The following is a 15,911-nucleotide window of genomic DNA, read 5'->3' as shown; positions in this document are numbered from 1 at the left end:
GGGTCAGTGCGACGTGTCAGAGGGGGAGGCTAGTGTTCACATAGCTCGCACAACGTGTTGTGCAATATGTGAGGAGAGCCTGTGGGTACCAGCAATCGTGACCGGATCAACTCAGCGTTCGAGCTGCTCGGCCCCGCGATGAATCGGTTCCTCGACGCGACCGTCGGCGTCGAGCTCGCGGCCACCGGTTTCGACGGCGGGTGGATCGAGATCCTGCGCGCGGTGAAGTCGCAGAACGGACACGCCGCGAAGACGTACAGCGCACACGACCCGTACGACAGCCTGCGCATGGTCACCGACGGCATCCCCTACAAGTTCAAGCGGGGCTGGGACCCTATCAGCAAACGACTGTCCCGCACCGACGTCGGCCGAGCTACCCAGCTTCTCGAAGTCCGCAACAAGCTCTATCACCACGAGCCGTTCAACAACGACGACGCCACCTACGACCTCGACACCATCCACCGCTTCCTGCGCGCCATCGATGCGACGGACGAGGCCAACACCGTCGCCAAACTCCGCGACGACGTTCGAGCCCTCGGCGCACGTCAGGCCGATGATCGGGCCGCGCGCAAACAGCCGAGCCTGCAGGCAGGCTCGGACAACCTCCCGTCGTGGCGAGAGGTGATCTCACCTCACAAGGACATCCAGAGCGACCAGTTCAACGCCGCCGAGTTCGCCGCCGACCTCTACACGGTCGCCAACAAGAGCGGCACCCACAAGACCGAGTACACCGACCCCGCCGAGTTCTTCGGCCGCACTTACCTCACCGAAGGACTGCGCGACCTGATCGGCCGCAACGTCGCACGACTCACCGGCGACCAGAACGCGTCGCCGGTGGTGAATCTCCAGACCAACTTCGGCGGAGGCAAGACCCACTCGATGCTCGCCCTGTGGCATCTGGCGTCGGGCGAGAAGAGCTCGACCTTCGGCGACGACGTCGCGGCACTCGCCAAGCCCCTCGACGAGCTTCCCCACGGTGTCCGACGCGTCGCGCTCGTCGGCAACCAGATGGTCCCCGGCCGCGAGAACGACGAGGACGGCCGCCCGAACATCCGCACCATGTGGGGCGAACTCGCCTGGCAGCTCGGCGGACGGGATGCCTACGAGATCGTCGAGGCCGCCGACCGGTCGTCGACCAATCCCGGATCGTCACTGCGCGAGCTGTTCGAGGCCTATTCCCCCGCGGTGATCCTCATCGACGAATGGGTCGCCTACGCACGCCAGCTCGTCAACGCGACGGACCTGCCCGCAGGCGACTTCGACACCCAGTTCACTTTCGCGCAGACCCTCACCGAAGCGGCGCGCGCGACACCCGGCATCCAGGTGGTCATCTCGATCCCGGCGTCGGCCGGTCAGTCCGGCGACGCCGACGACGTGAACGACGAGGAAGTCGGCGGCGAGTACGGCCGAGAGGCCCTCGGCCGACTGAAGCACGTCGTCGCACGCACCGCCGACCAGTGGCAGCCGGCGAACGCGCACGAGAGCTTCGAGATCGTCCGCCGCCGGATCTTCAGCGCACCCGACGCCGCGGCCACCGCGCAGATCAACAACATCGCGAAGACGACGGTCGAGTTCTACCGCACCTATCACAACGACTTCCCGGCCGAGGTCCGCGACAGCGCATACATCGACCGCATCAAACAGTGCTACCCTATCCACCCCGAACTCTTCGACCGTCTGTATCAGGACTGGTCGACGCTCGAACGCTTCCAGCGCACCCGCGGCGTCCTCCAACTGATGAACCGGGTGGTCGGAACACTGTGGCGCACACAGGATCCGAATGCGTTGATCCTTCCGGGCACGGTCCCGCTCGGCGAGGCCGACGTGGTCTCCGAGATCACCAAGTACCTCGGCGACGAGTTCAAGGCGATCGTCACAACCGACGTCGCGGGCACCGAATCGGTTCCCTACCGCGTTGACAAGGACAACGAACTGTTCGGCAAACGCGGCGTCTCTCAGCGCCTCGCGCGAGCGGTCTTCATGGACGCGACGCCCGGACTCCACTCCGCGCACAAGGGTGCGGAGAAGGCTCGCATCTTCCTCGGAACGGCATTGCCCGGCGACGTTCCCGGCAACTTCCACTCGTCCCTCGATGCGCTCACCGGGGCGTCGACCTACCTGTACACGGAGTCGAACCGCTACTGGTACGACACCCAGGCCAACATCACTCGCGCCGCGCGCGACTACGCCGCCGGCCTGAACGACGCCGACGTGTGGGCCGAGGTGGAACGCCGACTGACCGCGAAACGACGCACGACCGCCGACAAGGTGTTCGCAGGCATTCATGTGTTCCCGGACAGCGCCGACGTCCCCGACGAGACCGACGCGCGTCTGGTCGTCGTCCCGCTCGCCTACACGCACACCGCCCGCAGCGGTGAGAAGACCGCCGTTCCGTGGGCCCAGAATCTCATCGGGTCGCGGGGCAACGCCATCCGCACCTTCAAGAACTCGATCGTCTTCCTGGCCGCCGACGAGAAGCGTGCCCGCGAGCTCGACGACGCCGCCCGCAACTACCTCGCCTGGAAGCACGTCGCCGACAGCGCGGACGACCTCGGCCTCGGAGGTCAACAGACCAGACAGGCGGTCGAACGCCGAGGAACGTCCGACGAGATCGTCGACGCCCGCATCCTGGAGACCTTCGTCTGGGCGCTGTACCCCGAGCAGTCGTACGGCGTGGAGTCGACGTTCCGCATGGAGACCACGTCCGTGACGGGGAGTTCGCTCGACCTCTACGGCCGCACCGGCGACAAGCTCGGCACCGACATCGTCACCCTCACACGTGCATCCGGGCCCATCGCGATGGACCTCACCGACAAACTCGCCGCCGCGTGGGAGTCGGGTCACATCAGCGTGGATCAGCTCCTCCGCCTGTACGGCACGTACCCGTACCTGCCACGACTGAAGAACCGAGACGTTCTGATCAACGGGCTGTACTCGGTCACCGCCGACACCATCACCTGGCAGCAGTACGGATTCGCCTTCGCCGACGGCTACGACGTCACGACCGGCCAGTACGTCGGACTCCATCTCCCGACCGACGAGGCGACCCTCCACATCTCCGACAGCACGCTGGTCGTCAAGCCCCACCTCGCGGCCGATCAGCGGACGCGAGAGATCGAGGAGAACGGCGGCGGCGCAGAGCGCAGCGATACCGGGACCACGAACACGAGCACGGGAGGTAGGGACGGGGCCGACCGCGGCGTCGTCGCCGTGCCGACAGACGTCAAGCGCCGCTTCTACGGTTCGATCGAACTCGACCCGACCTTCCCCGCGAAGCACTTCAACGAGATCCTCGCCGAAGTCCTCACTCACCTGCAGAAGGACAGCCGACTGGAGATCCGCCTCGACGTCAGCGCCACCAGCGCGGACGGGTTCAGCGACTTCACGCGTCGCACAGTCTCCGAGAACGCCAACACCCTCGGCTTCGCGCCCGCCGAGTTCGAGACGGACTGAGGTCATGCACGACTGGCAGAATGGGCACGGTGATCATCGAGACCGTCGTCGACCCTGAGGAAGCGGCCGCGGTGGCGGCCGTCGCCGCGGAAACGTTCCCTCTCGCCTGCCCGTCGCACTCGACGCCCGAGAACATCGCGGCACACATCGCCGCGAATCTGTCGACGCAGCGTTTCGTCGAGTACATCGACGACGACGATCGTGACGTGATCGTGGCGCGCGACGACGCGGGCACCGTGATCGGCTACGCGCTGCTCGTTCACCGTGCGCCGACCGACCAGGACGTGAACGGCGCTCTGACATCGGCGGGCGTCGACCCGGAGACGGCGGCCGAGGTGTCCAAGATGTACGTCCTGCCCGACCACCACGCATCACGCGGCGAGGCCAAACCAGCACACGCACTGATGGACGCCGCAATCGAGGCGGCGAACGCGCGCGGCGCCGCCTACGCGTGGCTCGGCGTCAACGACGAGAACCGACGCGCCCAGAAGTACTACCGCAAGATGGGCTTCGCCCAGATCGGGACCAAGACCTTCGACATGAACGGGGTCGTCGAACACGACCACGTCATGGGACGGACGGTCTGACTCAGGCGTCGGCCTCGGCGAAACGCGACAGTGCGAGGAGACGCGACGTGGCACGCAGGTACTTCTTGCGGTAGCCGCCAGCGACCATCTCGGGGGTGAAGATCTCGTCGAGCTTCACACCCGACACGCTCACCGGGATCTCGGCGTCGTACAGGCGGTCCGCGAACGCGACGAGCCGCAGGGCGACCGCCTGGTCGGACGCCGGACGGACGCCCTCGATGCAGACCAACGTCACACCGTCGACGAGCGACTTGTACTTCGACGGATGCAGCTTCGCGAGATGTGCGACCAGATCGTCGAACGAGTCGAGCGTGGCCCCGTCGACGGACTCGGCGTGCGCGACGAGCTGCTCGTCGGTCGCGGGTTCGGGGGCGGGCGGCAGATCGCGGTGGCGGTAGTCGGGGCCGTCGACGCGGATGGTCTCGAAGATCGACGACAGCTTCTGGATCTCGCGGAGGAAGTCCTGCGCGGCGAAGCGACCCTCACCGAGCTGGCCGGGGAGAGTGTTCGACGTGGCGACGATCGACACGCCGCGCGCGACGAGTTCGGTGAGCAGCCGGGAGACGACCATCGTGTCGCCCGGATCGTCGAGCTCGAACTCGTCGATGCACAGGACGCTGTGATCGGCCAGGCGGTCGAGCGCGTCGATGTAGCCGAGGGCGCCGACCACGTTGGTGACCTCGCCGAACGTCGCGAACGCCTTGGGGCCGGGCATCGAGTGGTAGACCGACGCGAGGAGGTGTGTCTTGCCGACGCCGAAGCCGCCGTCCAGGTACAGACCGATGCCCGCGGGCGTCGACGCCTTGCGGAACAGCCCCTTCTTCTTGGCCCCCGCGCGGACCTTCGAGGCGCGCGCCACGAAGTCGCGGGCCGCGGCGACCGCGGCCGCCTGACTGGGTTCGTTCGGATCGGGGATGTACGAGTCGAAACTGACGTCGTCGAACATCCTCGGCGGAACCATCTCACCGATCAACTGGTCGGGCGCCAGGACGGGATTCCGGTCGCTCAGTCGTGCCAACATCCGATAAGGGTATCCAGGGGGTACATGATGGACTCATGTTCCTCATGCAGAAAGCGACTGATGTCACAGCTTCCGATCTGCCGGAGCTGCTCGCCTACCCCGAATCGCCGTCGCCTGTCGTCCGATCGACCTTCATCTCCACGATCGACGGCGCCGCGACCGTCGACGGGAAGTCCGGACTCCTCGGCGGGGACGGCGACCGCCGCGTGTTCCTGCTGATGCGGACGCTGTCGGACGCCGTCGTCGTCGGTGCGCGGACCGCGATCACCGAGGACTACAAGGCTCCCGCCGACGACGACGGTCCGATCCTCATCCTCGCGTCACGGTCCCTCGACATCTCTGTCGACTACCTGCCCGCCACGCATCCCCGCGTCCTGATCGCGACCTGCGCGTCGGCGCCTGCGGCCGCTCGGCGACGCCTCGAAGGCGCGGGCGCCACCCTGTTCGACTGCGGCGACACCGACCTCGATCCGCGTGCGCTCGTAGACGCGCTCGCCGCCCGCGGCGTGCGACGCATCGACCTCGAGGGCGGCCCGCGCCTGCACGCGTCGTTCGCGGCCGCGGGCGCCCTCGACGAGATGATCGTGACCACCAGCCCCACCCTCGGTCTCGGCGACGCCCCCCGCATCGCGCATGGTTCGTCGATCCCGCTCCCCGATCAGGACCTGCCGCTGCCCCACCGCCTGCCGTATCCGATGCGACTGCTGCGTCAGCTCGGCGACGACGACGGCTACCTCTACTCCTTGTGGTCGCGCATCCAACGAGCCGACTAGGCTCGCGACTATGCCGTCGACCCTCCGCGCCCGACTCGCCGCCTCCGTTCTGACGGTCACCGCGCTCACGACGGTCGGTGCGCTGACGGCGGGCTGCTCGGTCGGCCCGGACACCGGACCGAACATCGTCCGCGGCGACAATCCCGGCGGCGACCAGGACACGGCTCCGCGCCAACCCGAGCTGTCCGTCCCGACGGGCGACCTCAACTGGCGTTCGTGCGACTCCGCGATCAGCAAGGCGTACGACATGGCGGCCCCGTCCGGGGTGACGGTCGTCTGCGCGCGGTACGACGTCCCGGCCGACCCCGGCGGGTCGTCCGACGACTCCATCTCCATCGGCGTCATGAAGGCCACGACGAAGACCACCCCGGCCGACGCACCTCCGCTCGTCCTGACCAGCGGCACGGATCTGCCCAGTTCACGCACCCTCCTCGCCCTCGCGAGCGGAGACGGCAAGGTGCTCCTCGACCGCCAGCCCGTCGTCGCCGTCGATTTCCGCGGGACAGGCCTGGGCGCGACCGTCGACTGCCTGTCCTCGGCGCAACGCACAGTGATCGGATCGGGGGCAGCGGGCGACGGTCGGGACCTGGACGCCCGCATCACCGCGGTCGGCACCGCCGCCCGAGCGGGCGCCGACCTCTGTTCGGACGCGTTGAGCCCCAATCAACTGAACTACTCCATCGACGCCGCGGCCGCGGACATCGAGGGCCTGCGGAGTCGCTGGAACGTCGACCGGATCGCACTGCTGGGAATCGGCGACGGATCGTCGGTGGCACTGCGGTACGCCGCGGCCCACGACGATCACGTCGGACGCCTCATCCTCGACTCCCCGACCGGCTACAACGTCGCGGCCCGCGAGCAGACCGCCGCCCGCGCACGCGGCGTCCAGAAGACCCTCACAACCTTCGCGCAGCGGTGCGCGGGCGCCGGATGCGCGCTCGGCTCCGACGGGGCGGCGATGCTCACGCGCGTCATCGGAGCCGGAGCGTCCGGCGACCTCGGCGGAATCTCCGACGTCGAGGTGCTCGACGCGGTCACGACCGCCATCGCCGTCGGCGACATGTCGCCCGACGGCATGCGCAAGCTCGGCACCGCGATCGCGAACGCCGACCACGGCGACACCTCGGCCCTCAAGACATATGTCACCGCCGCCGCGGCAGTGCGCGGCTCCGACGGCCGTCTCGTCGGACGCTGCAACGATCTCCGCGGGCGTCCCGGCCTGCAGGAGTTGTCCGGTCTCGCCGAGGACTGGTCGGACGACGCCCGGGCGACGGCGACCACCGCGGTCCTGCAGATCGCCGCCTGCGACGGGTGGGGCGGAACGGACGCTCCCGGAGCACCGGACGGACTGCCCGTCGATCCTCTGGTCCTCGTCGGCGACAACGACCCGTTCAACGGCGCCGACATCGTCGACACCCTCACCGCCACCCTCGCGGGCACCAAGACCAACCCGACGTCCGTCACCTGGGACGGACTCGGCTTCTCGGTCCTCGCGCACAGCGGTTGCGCCGCCGACATCGTGCGCGACTACATGGGCGACGCCCCGCTCGCAGCGCCGACGCAACGCTCCTGCCCGGCGTGACGCAGGCCATCTAGTACGCTTCGCGGGTGACTGTTGTAGACCGTTACCTGTACCTGCGCGTCGATCCGTCGCGCATCGGGAATCTGATCCTGTGGCCGATCAGCGTGCTGATGGTGATTCACCGTTCGCTGATCCTCGGCGTCAACGGGCACCGGACCGACGACTTCACGCCGGTCTACAACGCGGCGCTGTCGTTCCTGAACCAGCGACCGGTCTACAACGAGAACTACGCGACGGTCGACCCGCACTACCTGTACCCGCCGTCGGGCACCCTGCTGATGTCGCCGCTGGCGATCCTCGATCCGCAGACGGCCCGCTGGTGGTTCATCGGGATCAGCGCCGTCGTCCTCATCGTGTGCGCGTATCTGCTGGTGCGGCTGTTCGGCTTCGACCACCGCTCGTGGGTGTTCCCGGCTCTCGTGTTCTTCTTCTACAGCACCGAGACCGTCGCCCACACCCTGATCTTCACCAACTTCAACGGGTTCGTGCTGCTCGGCATGGTCGCGTTCATGATGCTGATGCTCAAACGTCACGACCTGTGGGCGGGTGTGTTCATCGGTCTGACGCTGTCGGTGAAGCCGATCCTCGGCGTCCTCCTGCTTCTGGTGCTCATGAACCGCCAGTGGAAGATCCTGATCACCGCCGTCGGCATCCCGCTGCTGCTGAACATCGCCGCATGGCCGCTGTCGAACGACCCGATGGACTTCGTCAAGCGGACCGTCCCCTACCTGGGCGAATCGCGTGACTACTACAACAGTTCCATCACCGGCATGGGCGAGTACCTGGGCATCGGCAGCTGGTTGATCCTGCTGCTGCGCATCGCGTTCGTCGCGATGGCGATCTTCGGACTGTGGTTCCTGTACCGCTATTACCGGCGCAGCGACGAACTGCTGTGGCTCGCGACGTCGTCGGGCATCCTGCTCGGCACGTTCTTCCTCGTCGGGTCGCTCGGCCAGGGCTACTACTCGATGCTCCTGTTCCCGCTTCTCATGACGGTCTTCCGGCCCGGCTCGGCCGTGCGGAACTGGCCTGCGTGGCTCGGCGTGTACGGCTGCATGACATTCGACGTCTGGGTGTCCAAGGAGTGGGAGCCGTTCGGTCGCTACCTCGAATACGGCAAGGTGACCTGGGGATGGTCGCTGCTGATGATCGCCGTGTTCTGCTCGCTGCTGTTCCGGTACCTCGACATGCGGCGAGCCGACGTCGACAGCCTCGACAACGTCGCTCAGGCGGCGCCCCCGGTCACGGCCTGACGGCTACCCTGGGGTCCATGACCGACTTCAGCAAGCTCACCGACGCCGACTGGCGCGAACGCCTCAACCCCGCGGAGTTCCGCGTGCTCCGCCAAGCGGGGACCGAGGCGCCGTTCGTCGGCGAGTACACCGACACCAAGGACGTCGGCGTCTACTCGTGCCGGGCGTGCGGGGCCGAACTGTTCCGCAGCGAGACCAAGTTCGACTCGCACTGCGGCTGGCCGTCGTTCTTCTCCCCGCTCGCGGGCGAGGCGATCATCGAACGCCACGACGACTCGCTCGGCATGCGTCGTACCGAGGTCTTGTGCGCCAACTGCCACAGCCACCTGGGCCACGTCTTCGCCGGTGAGGGCTACGACACTCCCACCGATCTCCGCTACTGCATCAACTCGATCAGTCTGACACTGTCCACCGACTGATCGACCGACTCACGACCGCACGTGCGGGTGTTCGATCGCGCTGACGAGGTCGGTCTCCCGATCGCGGACGGCCAGTGCCGTCTCGACGAAGTGGGCGACGAGCGGCGTCGCACCGCCGACCCAGGCCAGCGCGACGACGGACCGCGGTGCGTCGGTGATCGGCAGGTACTCGACCCCGGGAAACGGCATGAACCGCGTGGCCGCGGCGGCCGTGATCGAGATCGCCCGGCCCGACGCGACGATCTGCAACTCCTCGGTCACCGATCCGACAGTCACGACGGTCGCCGGTGACTCGGGTCCGCGGAAGCCGCCCAGGGACCAGAAGTCGCGGCGGGCCGGATCTTCGAGTTCGCTCAGCGTGACGGGATCGTCGAGGAGTTCGGCGGCCCGGACCGACACGCGGCCGGAGAGCCGGTGGCTCGTCGCGACGAGAGCGACGAGCGGCTCGGTGAACAGCGGCACCGTGTCCACGTCTGGCGTCGAATCGGGCAGGCGGATGATCGAGACGTCGGCGGCTCCGCTGATCAGTCCGGAGTCGGGCTCGTCGAGGGGATACTCGTGCGAGCGCACCTCGACGTCGGGATACCGGGACGCGAACTCACTCAGTATCGGTGCGGTGAGTTCGAGAGCGGCACCAACGGTGTGGCCGAGATGCAGGACGCCCGAGACCGTGTGTTCCCGGCGACGAGCCTCCGCCGACGCGCGGTCGAGCGCCGCGAGGGCGGCGAGTGCACCGTCTCGAAACACCTCCCCCGCCGGAGTCAGTTCCACCTTGCGCGTCGTTCGGGTGAACAGAGTCGCGCCGACCTCGTCCTCGATCTCCCGAATCACCCGGGACAGGGCCTGTTGGGCGAGGAACAGCCTGCCCGCGGCCCTGCTGAAGTTCAGTTCCTCGGCGAGGACGACGAACGCGCGAAGCTTGCGGGTGTGCAGATCCATGATGGATGGATCGTAAGGCAAGCTCCGCGCCGCTCACAGGAACGCCCGGCCTTCGCCCCGGTACGTCGGCACGGTGGCGATCACCCGATCACCGTCGACCAGGTGCAGTTCGTTGACGCGCTCGCACAGTTCGCCCGCCTTGGCGTGGCGGAACCACACCCGGTCGCCGACATCGAGCGCGGCGACCCCGGGCCCGTGCAGGGGCGTCTGCGCTTCACCCGCCCCCTCGATCGAGATCAGCGACACATCTATCGGCCACGACGGCGTCGGCAGCTTCTCGGCTCCGACCGCGCCGCTGGCGACCCAGCCGCCGCCGAGGACGGTGACGTACTCGGGGCTCGGTGTGCGGACCACCGACTGCACGTAGAACGCGGCCGGCTGCGGGCGGAACCCGCGGTACTTGTCGAACAACGTCGGACAGTAGAGACCCGATCCCGCCGCCACCTCGGTGACTGCGGGTTCGGAGACCGTGCGTTCGATGCTCCCCGTTCCCCCGCCGTTGACGAACTCGAGGTCGGCGATCTCGCGGACCGCGGCCACCACTGCCGCGCGACGCCTACGCAGTTCCATCGCCGACGCCATCTGCATGCCGCGGATCTGGAGTCGGTTCACCATCGACCCGGCGTTGTCGCCGACCCCGGCGATCTGTCCCTCGTACGCCATCAGTCCGACGAGTGCGAATCGGGGCCGCGCGACGATCCGGCGGGCCAGCGCGGCAGCGTCGTCGGCCGAGTGCACGGGCGATCGACGCACTCCGAGGTGCACACGCCCCTCCAGCAGGCGCAACGACGCGTCGAGGTCGATGCAGACCCTGATCGGCGGTCCGTCTCCGGTCGCGTGCTCGATCAGGTCGAGTTGGGCGACGTCGTCGACCATGAGGGTCACCCTCGCGAGCAGGTCCGGGTCCGCGGCGAGCGTGCGCAGCGACGCGAGATCGGCCGTCGGATAACCGACGACCACGTCCTCGACCTCGGACGCCAACCACAGCGCCTCGGCGAGGGTGAGGGCGAGGACGCCGCGGAATCCGGGGCGGGCCAGCACCGCACTCGAGATCGCGCGGCACCGCACCGACTTGGACGCCAACCGGACCGGCTTGCCGCCCGCGCGGGCGACCAGCGAATCCGCATTGGCCTTCAACGCGCCGAGGTCGACGACTGCGAACGGCGGTTCCAGGTCGGCGGTGGCGCGGGCCAATCGGCTGTACCCGACTCCCGACGACGCGGTGACGGTCTCCAGATCGAGCTCAGACATGTTCTCCTCCTGAGGTCACGGCCGGGAGTGCGTCGACGTCCGACCGCAGCATGCGCAGCATCGGAATCGCGGCGAGCACGACGACGGCCATCAGCACGAATGCGGGCGCCGGGTGGTCGACGAGGGCGCCGACGACGCCCGAGACGACGAGTCCGCCGAGGTTGCCCGCGAGCCAGATGAGGCTCGCGGCCGCGCCCTCGCTGGCGCCGACTCGGCGTTCGGACAGTTCGAGAACGATAGGCAGTGCGGGCAGAAGCAGGAAGCCGAAGACGGTGAACACCAGGACTGCGAGAGCGAATCCGGGAGCGACCGCCAGTGCGAGGCACGAGGCCGCGGTGACGGCCACTGCCACGAGAATCGCCCAGAGTTCACGGCGGCGCTTCGTCGCCCACACGGGAATCACCACCGAACCGACGACGCCCGCGAGGACGTTGGCCGTCAAGATGAGGCCTGCCTGGTCCGCCGACACACCGGCGGGGTCGAGCAGCGCCTCGGTCCAGGTCGTAAGGGAGATGAAGGCGCCGAACGGGACGAAGACGAGTGCGCACAGGCGGCGGACGAAGGGGTCGCGCCAGGTGGAGCGGAACGCGGTGAGTCCGGAGGTCTCGGACGCATGAGCGAACGGGCCCGGCTTCCGCAACGTGACGGCGAGGGCCGCGGCCGACACGACCGCGACGACGGCTTGAACAACCAGCAATGTGTGGAGGTCCATCATGCTGCCCGTCACGAATGCGGCGAGCATGCCGGCGAACGTGCCCGCCGAGCCGAGTGCGATGCCCTTGGGCCTGTCCTCCTCGGCGAGGTAGCCGCCTGCGACCCTGGTGATCGCGTTGAGGACGAACGGCTGCGCAACGGCGATCAGCAGCTGTCCGACAAGGACGGTCGTGTACTGGTCACCGATGAGACGAACGAGTCCACCGGCGGCCGTCAGCACCGCGCCGACGATCAGTGCCGCCCGGAACGACCTGTCGAGTGCCATGCCCGCCGGGATCGCCAACACGACGTAGAGCAGCGGAAACACGTTCGCCAGCCATCCGATCGCACCCGTCGAGACACCGTAGTGATCGGCGGCGTCGGTGGTGATGGGCGCGAAGGTCAGCCACAGCAATTGGGTCGACGCGGCGACGAGCGCATACGCGGCGACCGCTCCCCATCGGCTCCTCATCAGGCACCGAAGATTCGACGGATGTGATCGTTGGCGAACACGCCGTCCGGGTCGTAGGCGCGCCTGACCTCCTGGAACGTGTCCCACTCCGGGTAGCGACCGGCCAAGTCCGCGGCGCTCAGTGAATGCCGTTTGCCCCAGTGCGGACGGCCGCCGTACTCACCCGCGATGCGCTGAACGGTCTCGAAATACGGCTTCCACGGCATGCCTTCGTACATGTGCACCGCGACGTACGCCGTCTCCCGTCCGAAGGACGGACTCAACAGCGATGCGTCGTCGGCGGCCACGAACCGGACTTCGAAGGGAATGTTGACAGCGAATCCCTGCCTGTCCGTCTCGGCCTGGATCTCGCGGACGAGATCGGCACACGCCTCTCGGGGCACGGCCCATTCGGTCTCGGTGATCCGGACCAACCGCGGGCTGGAGAACACCCGATGGCTCGCGTCGATGAGGCTGCCCGATGACGCGAGAGCGGTGACCGCGCGATTCAAGCGCGGAATCTGCGACGGCCATCGCCGACCCATAGTGCTCAGTGCGCCCAGGACGTGATTCTCGACGATGACTTCATTGAAGTACTCCACGATGCGACCCGACGGGTTCGCGGGCTCCTCCGTTCGGTTCGTCGTCTTCGTCAACGCGTCGCGTGCGTGCGGGAAGGCGAAGAACTCGAAGTGATCGTTGCTGTCCACACGCTCATCGAGCTCGGCGAGCACTTGGGTGAGGGGGATCTTCTCGCGCTGCAGATGCAACCGGAACGACGGCACGGTCCGCAGCGTGTAGGCGGTGATGACACCGAGCGCGCCGACACTGACGCGGGCCGCTCGCAGGTCGTCGCCGGAGTCCAGTTCGACGATCGAGCCGTCGGCTTTCACGAGTTCGATCGACTCGACCGTCGTCGCCAGGTTGCCGAGGTTGCGGCCGGTACCGTGCGTCGCCGTCGAGATCGCGCCCGCGGCGCTCTGGACGTTGATGTCGCCGAGGTTGGGCATCGCCAGGCCGTGCTCGTCGAGCAGGCGGCTGAGCTCGTGAAGCCGGGTACCCGCGCCGATCCGAACCAGCCCCGTCGTGGGATCCACATGGTGAAGTCCGGAGAGATTGTCGAGCGACAGGAGCGTGCCGTCGGTCAGAACGTTGTCGCCGAAGGAATGCCCGGCCCCGACGACCCGCACCCCTTCGCCGCGACTCGCCGCATCGGTGACGAGCCGCGACACCTCGTCAACGGATGTCGGTCGTGAGAATGTCGAAGGGTTACAGGATTCGTCGCCTGTCCAGTTGCTCCACATGAGACAAGTCTCGTACCTGGGCACATGTGTTGTGAAACACAATTATGGCACTCGACTCACAACAGTTCTGTTGTGAGTCGGGCGAGTGTCACGGCAGGGCGTTGACGAGCTTCGCGGGCTCCACGCGGGGGCCGGTGAAGAACGGGATCTCGACGCGGACGTGCATGCGGGCTTCGGTGGCACGCAGATCGCGCATGAGGTCGACGATGCGGTCGAGTTCGGGCGCCTCGAATGCGAGAATCCACTCGTAGTCGCCGAGAGCGAAGGCGGGCACGGTGTTGGCTCGGACGTCCTTGTAGTCGCGGGCGGCCTTGCCGTGGTCGGCGAGCATCGTCCGTCGCTCCTGGTCAGGGAGCAGATACCACTCGAACGAGCGGACGAACGGGTACACGCACACGTAGTTTCCGGCGTCCTCGCCCGCCATGAACGCGGGGATGTGGCTCTTGTTGAACTCCGCGGGCCGGTGCAGCGCGGCTCCACTCCAGAACGGGTCGCTCGCGCGGCCGAGGATCGTCGTGCGACGGAAGGTCGAGTACGCGGCCTGCAGCTGTTCGATGGTCTCGGCGTGCCACCAGAACATGAAATCGGAGTCGCCGCGCATGCCCGCGACGTCGTAGACGCCGCGCACGACCACTCCGGTCTCGGCGACCTCGGAGAGGAACCGTTCGAAGTCAGCGGCCGCTTCGGTGCGATCGGTGGGGAGTTCCCCGGCTCGGACGGTGAACACCGAGAACATCAGATAGCGGATGGTGGAGTTGATCTCTGCGTAATCCAAGCGGCTCATGCGTCCATCGTGCCACCGCGCGGTCAGCCGGCGGCGCGCAGGTCGCGGGCCACCCCGGCGGCCGCGTCGCGGGCGGTGCCGATGCAGGCGGGCACACCCACTCCGCGGTATCCGGAGCCCGCGACTGCGACGCCCGTGGGCAGGCGTGAGACGGCGTCCGCCATCGCCGCGAGATGACCGGGCGCGTAGTGCGGCAGCCCGGTCGGCCACCGCTGGACGAGCGCGTCGACGATCTCCGGGGCAGGCAGTCCGACCGCCGCGAAGACGGTGTCGAGGTCGGCCCGCGCACGGGCGATGAGGTCGGCGTCGGCGCCCACGACGGGTTCGCCGAGACGGCCGAACGACGTCCGCAGGAGCGACACCCCGCCCGGTTCGGGTCGCAGGTGTGGCCATTTGCGGCTGCTGAGAGTGATCGCCTTGATCGACAGGTCGGCGTCCGATGCCACGAGCACGCCCGAATGCGGCGGCAGGGGCGAACGTCCGTCGACGGCGAACGCCACGACCGCCGACCCCGCCGCCCGCACTCCCGCGAAGACCGCGGCCGATTCCGGAGCGACGTCGGCGAGCAGCCGACCCGCGGTCCAGACGGGGGTGGCGATCACGACGGCGTCGTAGTCGCCGATGCCGTCGAGCCCGAACCCGTCTCCGGCCCTTGTCACCGATCGGACCGCGACCGGCGCGCGGATGTCCGCGCGAGCGGCCGCGACGAGGGCGTCGACGAGGGTCCGGTAGCCGCCGCGGAGGGCCCCGAACACGGGGCCCGAACCGGTCGCGCGCGCCCCGACGCGGCGCACCGCTTCGGTCAACGACGACGCTCCGGCGTCGAGTGCCGCGGCGAGTGCCGGAATGGTCTCGCGGAGCCCGAGATCGCGCGCGCGTGCCGAGTACACCCCGCCCAGCATCGGGTCCAGGCTGCGGGCGACGACGGCGGGACCGAACCTGTCCCCGACCAGGTCGCCGACACTCACGTCCGAGCCGGGAGTCCAGGCCATCGGGCGGTCCGGTTCGGACTCGACGAACCTTCGCTCGTCGGCGTCGAGCAGGTCGCGTACCGCCTCGGGGGTCGAGGGGATCCCCATCAGCGCTGGGCTCGGCAGGTCGGTGAGACGTCCCGCCGACCAGATCGCGGGACGCGACGGCCCCGGCGACACGACCTGATCGGCGAGCCCCAGTTCCGTGACCAGCGCCAATGCCTCCGGGCGGCGGACGATGAACGCCTCCGCGCCGACGTCGAGCGTCGTCGGACCGACGGCACGAGTCGCCAGGAGCCCGCCCGGTTCGACGTCGTCGGCGAGCACGTCGATCCGGGCGTCGCCGCCGAGGATCCGCCGCAACTCGTAGGCCGCGGTGAGCCCCGAGACGCCCGCCCCGACGACCGCTACGCGCACGTCCCCGCCCATC

At 68.2% G+C, this 15,911-nt stretch carries 13 protein-coding genes; 6 read left to right on the top strand and 7 right to left on the bottom strand.

Annotated features, from left to right (window positions below):
* The first annotated feature begins 81 nt into the window (after positions 1–81).
* Positions 82–3,453: a DUF499 family protein gene (locus GYB83_RS15365; RefSeq protein WP_161896301.1), complete on the top strand. Its 3,372-nt coding sequence runs from the start codon at positions 82–84 to the stop codon at positions 3,451–3,453.
* Positions 3,454–3,473: 20 nt separating this feature from the next.
* A complete protein-coding gene (locus tag GYB83_RS15360) occupies positions 3,474–4,040 on the top strand; it encodes a GNAT family N-acetyltransferase (protein WP_161896300.1) in 567 nt (188 codons plus the stop codon).
* 1 nt (position 4,041) lies between these two features.
* Here GYB83_RS15360 and zapE read toward each other — a convergent pair whose 3' ends face one another.
* Positions 4,042–5,061: a cell division protein ZapE gene (gene zapE / locus GYB83_RS15355; RefSeq protein ID WP_161896299.1), complete on the bottom strand. Its 1,020-nt coding sequence runs from the start codon at positions 5,059–5,061 to the stop codon at positions 4,042–4,044.
* Between the two features lie 44 nt (positions 5,062–5,105).
* Between zapE and GYB83_RS15350 the strand changes: the two genes are divergently transcribed.
* From GYB83_RS15350 to msrB, 4 genes are read left to right on the top strand one after another with little or no spacing between them, the layout of a single operon-like run.
* Entirely contained in the window at positions 5,106–5,834 is a 729-nt protein-coding gene (locus GYB83_RS15350; protein WP_228461512.1) for a dihydrofolate reductase family protein, read from the top strand.
* Between the two features lie 10 nt (positions 5,835–5,844).
* On the top strand, positions 5,845–7,416 hold the full coding sequence (locus GYB83_RS15345) for an alpha/beta fold hydrolase (protein WP_161896297.1): 1,572 nt from the start codon (positions 5,845–5,847) through the stop codon (positions 7,414–7,416).
* Between the two features lie 26 nt (positions 7,417–7,442).
* Entirely contained in the window at positions 7,443–8,669 is a 1,227-nt protein-coding gene (locus GYB83_RS15340; protein WP_161896296.1) for a glycosyltransferase family 87 protein, read from the top strand.
* 17 nt (positions 8,670–8,686) lie between these two features.
* On the top strand, positions 8,687–9,088 hold the full coding sequence (gene msrB, locus GYB83_RS15335) for a peptide-methionine (R)-S-oxide reductase MsrB (RefSeq protein WP_161896295.1): 402 nt from the start codon (positions 8,687–8,689) through the stop codon (positions 9,086–9,088).
* Between the two features lie 9 nt (positions 9,089–9,097).
* Here msrB and GYB83_RS15330 read toward each other — a convergent pair whose 3' ends face one another.
* From GYB83_RS15330 to GYB83_RS15305, 6 genes are all read right to left on the bottom strand, one after another.
* Positions 9,098–10,027, bottom strand: a complete 930-nt coding sequence (locus tag GYB83_RS15330; protein ID WP_161896294.1) for a LysR family transcriptional regulator — start codon at positions 10,025–10,027, stop codon at positions 9,098–9,100.
* A 33-nt stretch (positions 10,028–10,060) separates the two neighbouring features.
* Positions 10,061–11,278: an alanine racemase gene (locus tag GYB83_RS15325; protein WP_161896293.1), complete on the bottom strand. Its 1,218-nt coding sequence runs from the start codon at positions 11,276–11,278 to the stop codon at positions 10,061–10,063.
* Positions 11,271–12,443, bottom strand: a complete 1,173-nt coding sequence (locus GYB83_RS15320; RefSeq protein WP_161896292.1) for an MFS transporter — start codon at positions 12,441–12,443, stop codon at positions 11,271–11,273. The genes GYB83_RS15325 and GYB83_RS15320 overlap by 8 nt, the downstream gene beginning before the upstream one ends.
* Positions 12,443–13,726 carry a D-arabinono-1,4-lactone oxidase gene (locus GYB83_RS15315; protein WP_161896291.1) on the bottom strand — a complete coding sequence of 428 codons (1,284 nt, stop codon included), beginning with the start codon at positions 13,724–13,726 and terminating at the stop codon, positions 12,443–12,445. The genes GYB83_RS15320 and GYB83_RS15315 overlap by 1 nt, the downstream gene beginning before the upstream one ends.
* Before the next feature lie 88 nt (positions 13,727–13,814).
* Positions 13,815–14,510, bottom strand: coding sequence for a hydrogen peroxide-dependent heme synthase (gene hemQ / locus GYB83_RS15310; protein ID WP_161896290.1), 696 nt, complete (start codon positions 14,508–14,510; stop codon positions 13,815–13,817).
* A gap of 23 nt (positions 14,511–14,533) precedes the next feature.
* Positions 14,534–15,910: an FAD-dependent oxidoreductase gene (locus GYB83_RS15305; protein ID WP_161896289.1), complete on the bottom strand. Its 1,377-nt coding sequence runs from the start codon at positions 15,908–15,910 to the stop codon at positions 14,534–14,536.
* Between the last annotated feature and the right edge of the window lies 1 nt (position 15,911).

Origin of the sequence: Gordonia spumicola (assembly GCF_009932475.1) — a bacterium.
GTDB classification, from domain to species: domain Bacteria; phylum Actinomycetota; class Actinomycetes; order Mycobacteriales; family Mycobacteriaceae; genus Gordonia; species Gordonia spumicola.
The sequence above is the reverse complement of the archived record's forward strand: the minus strand, read 5'-3'. Positions and strand labels throughout refer to the sequence as shown.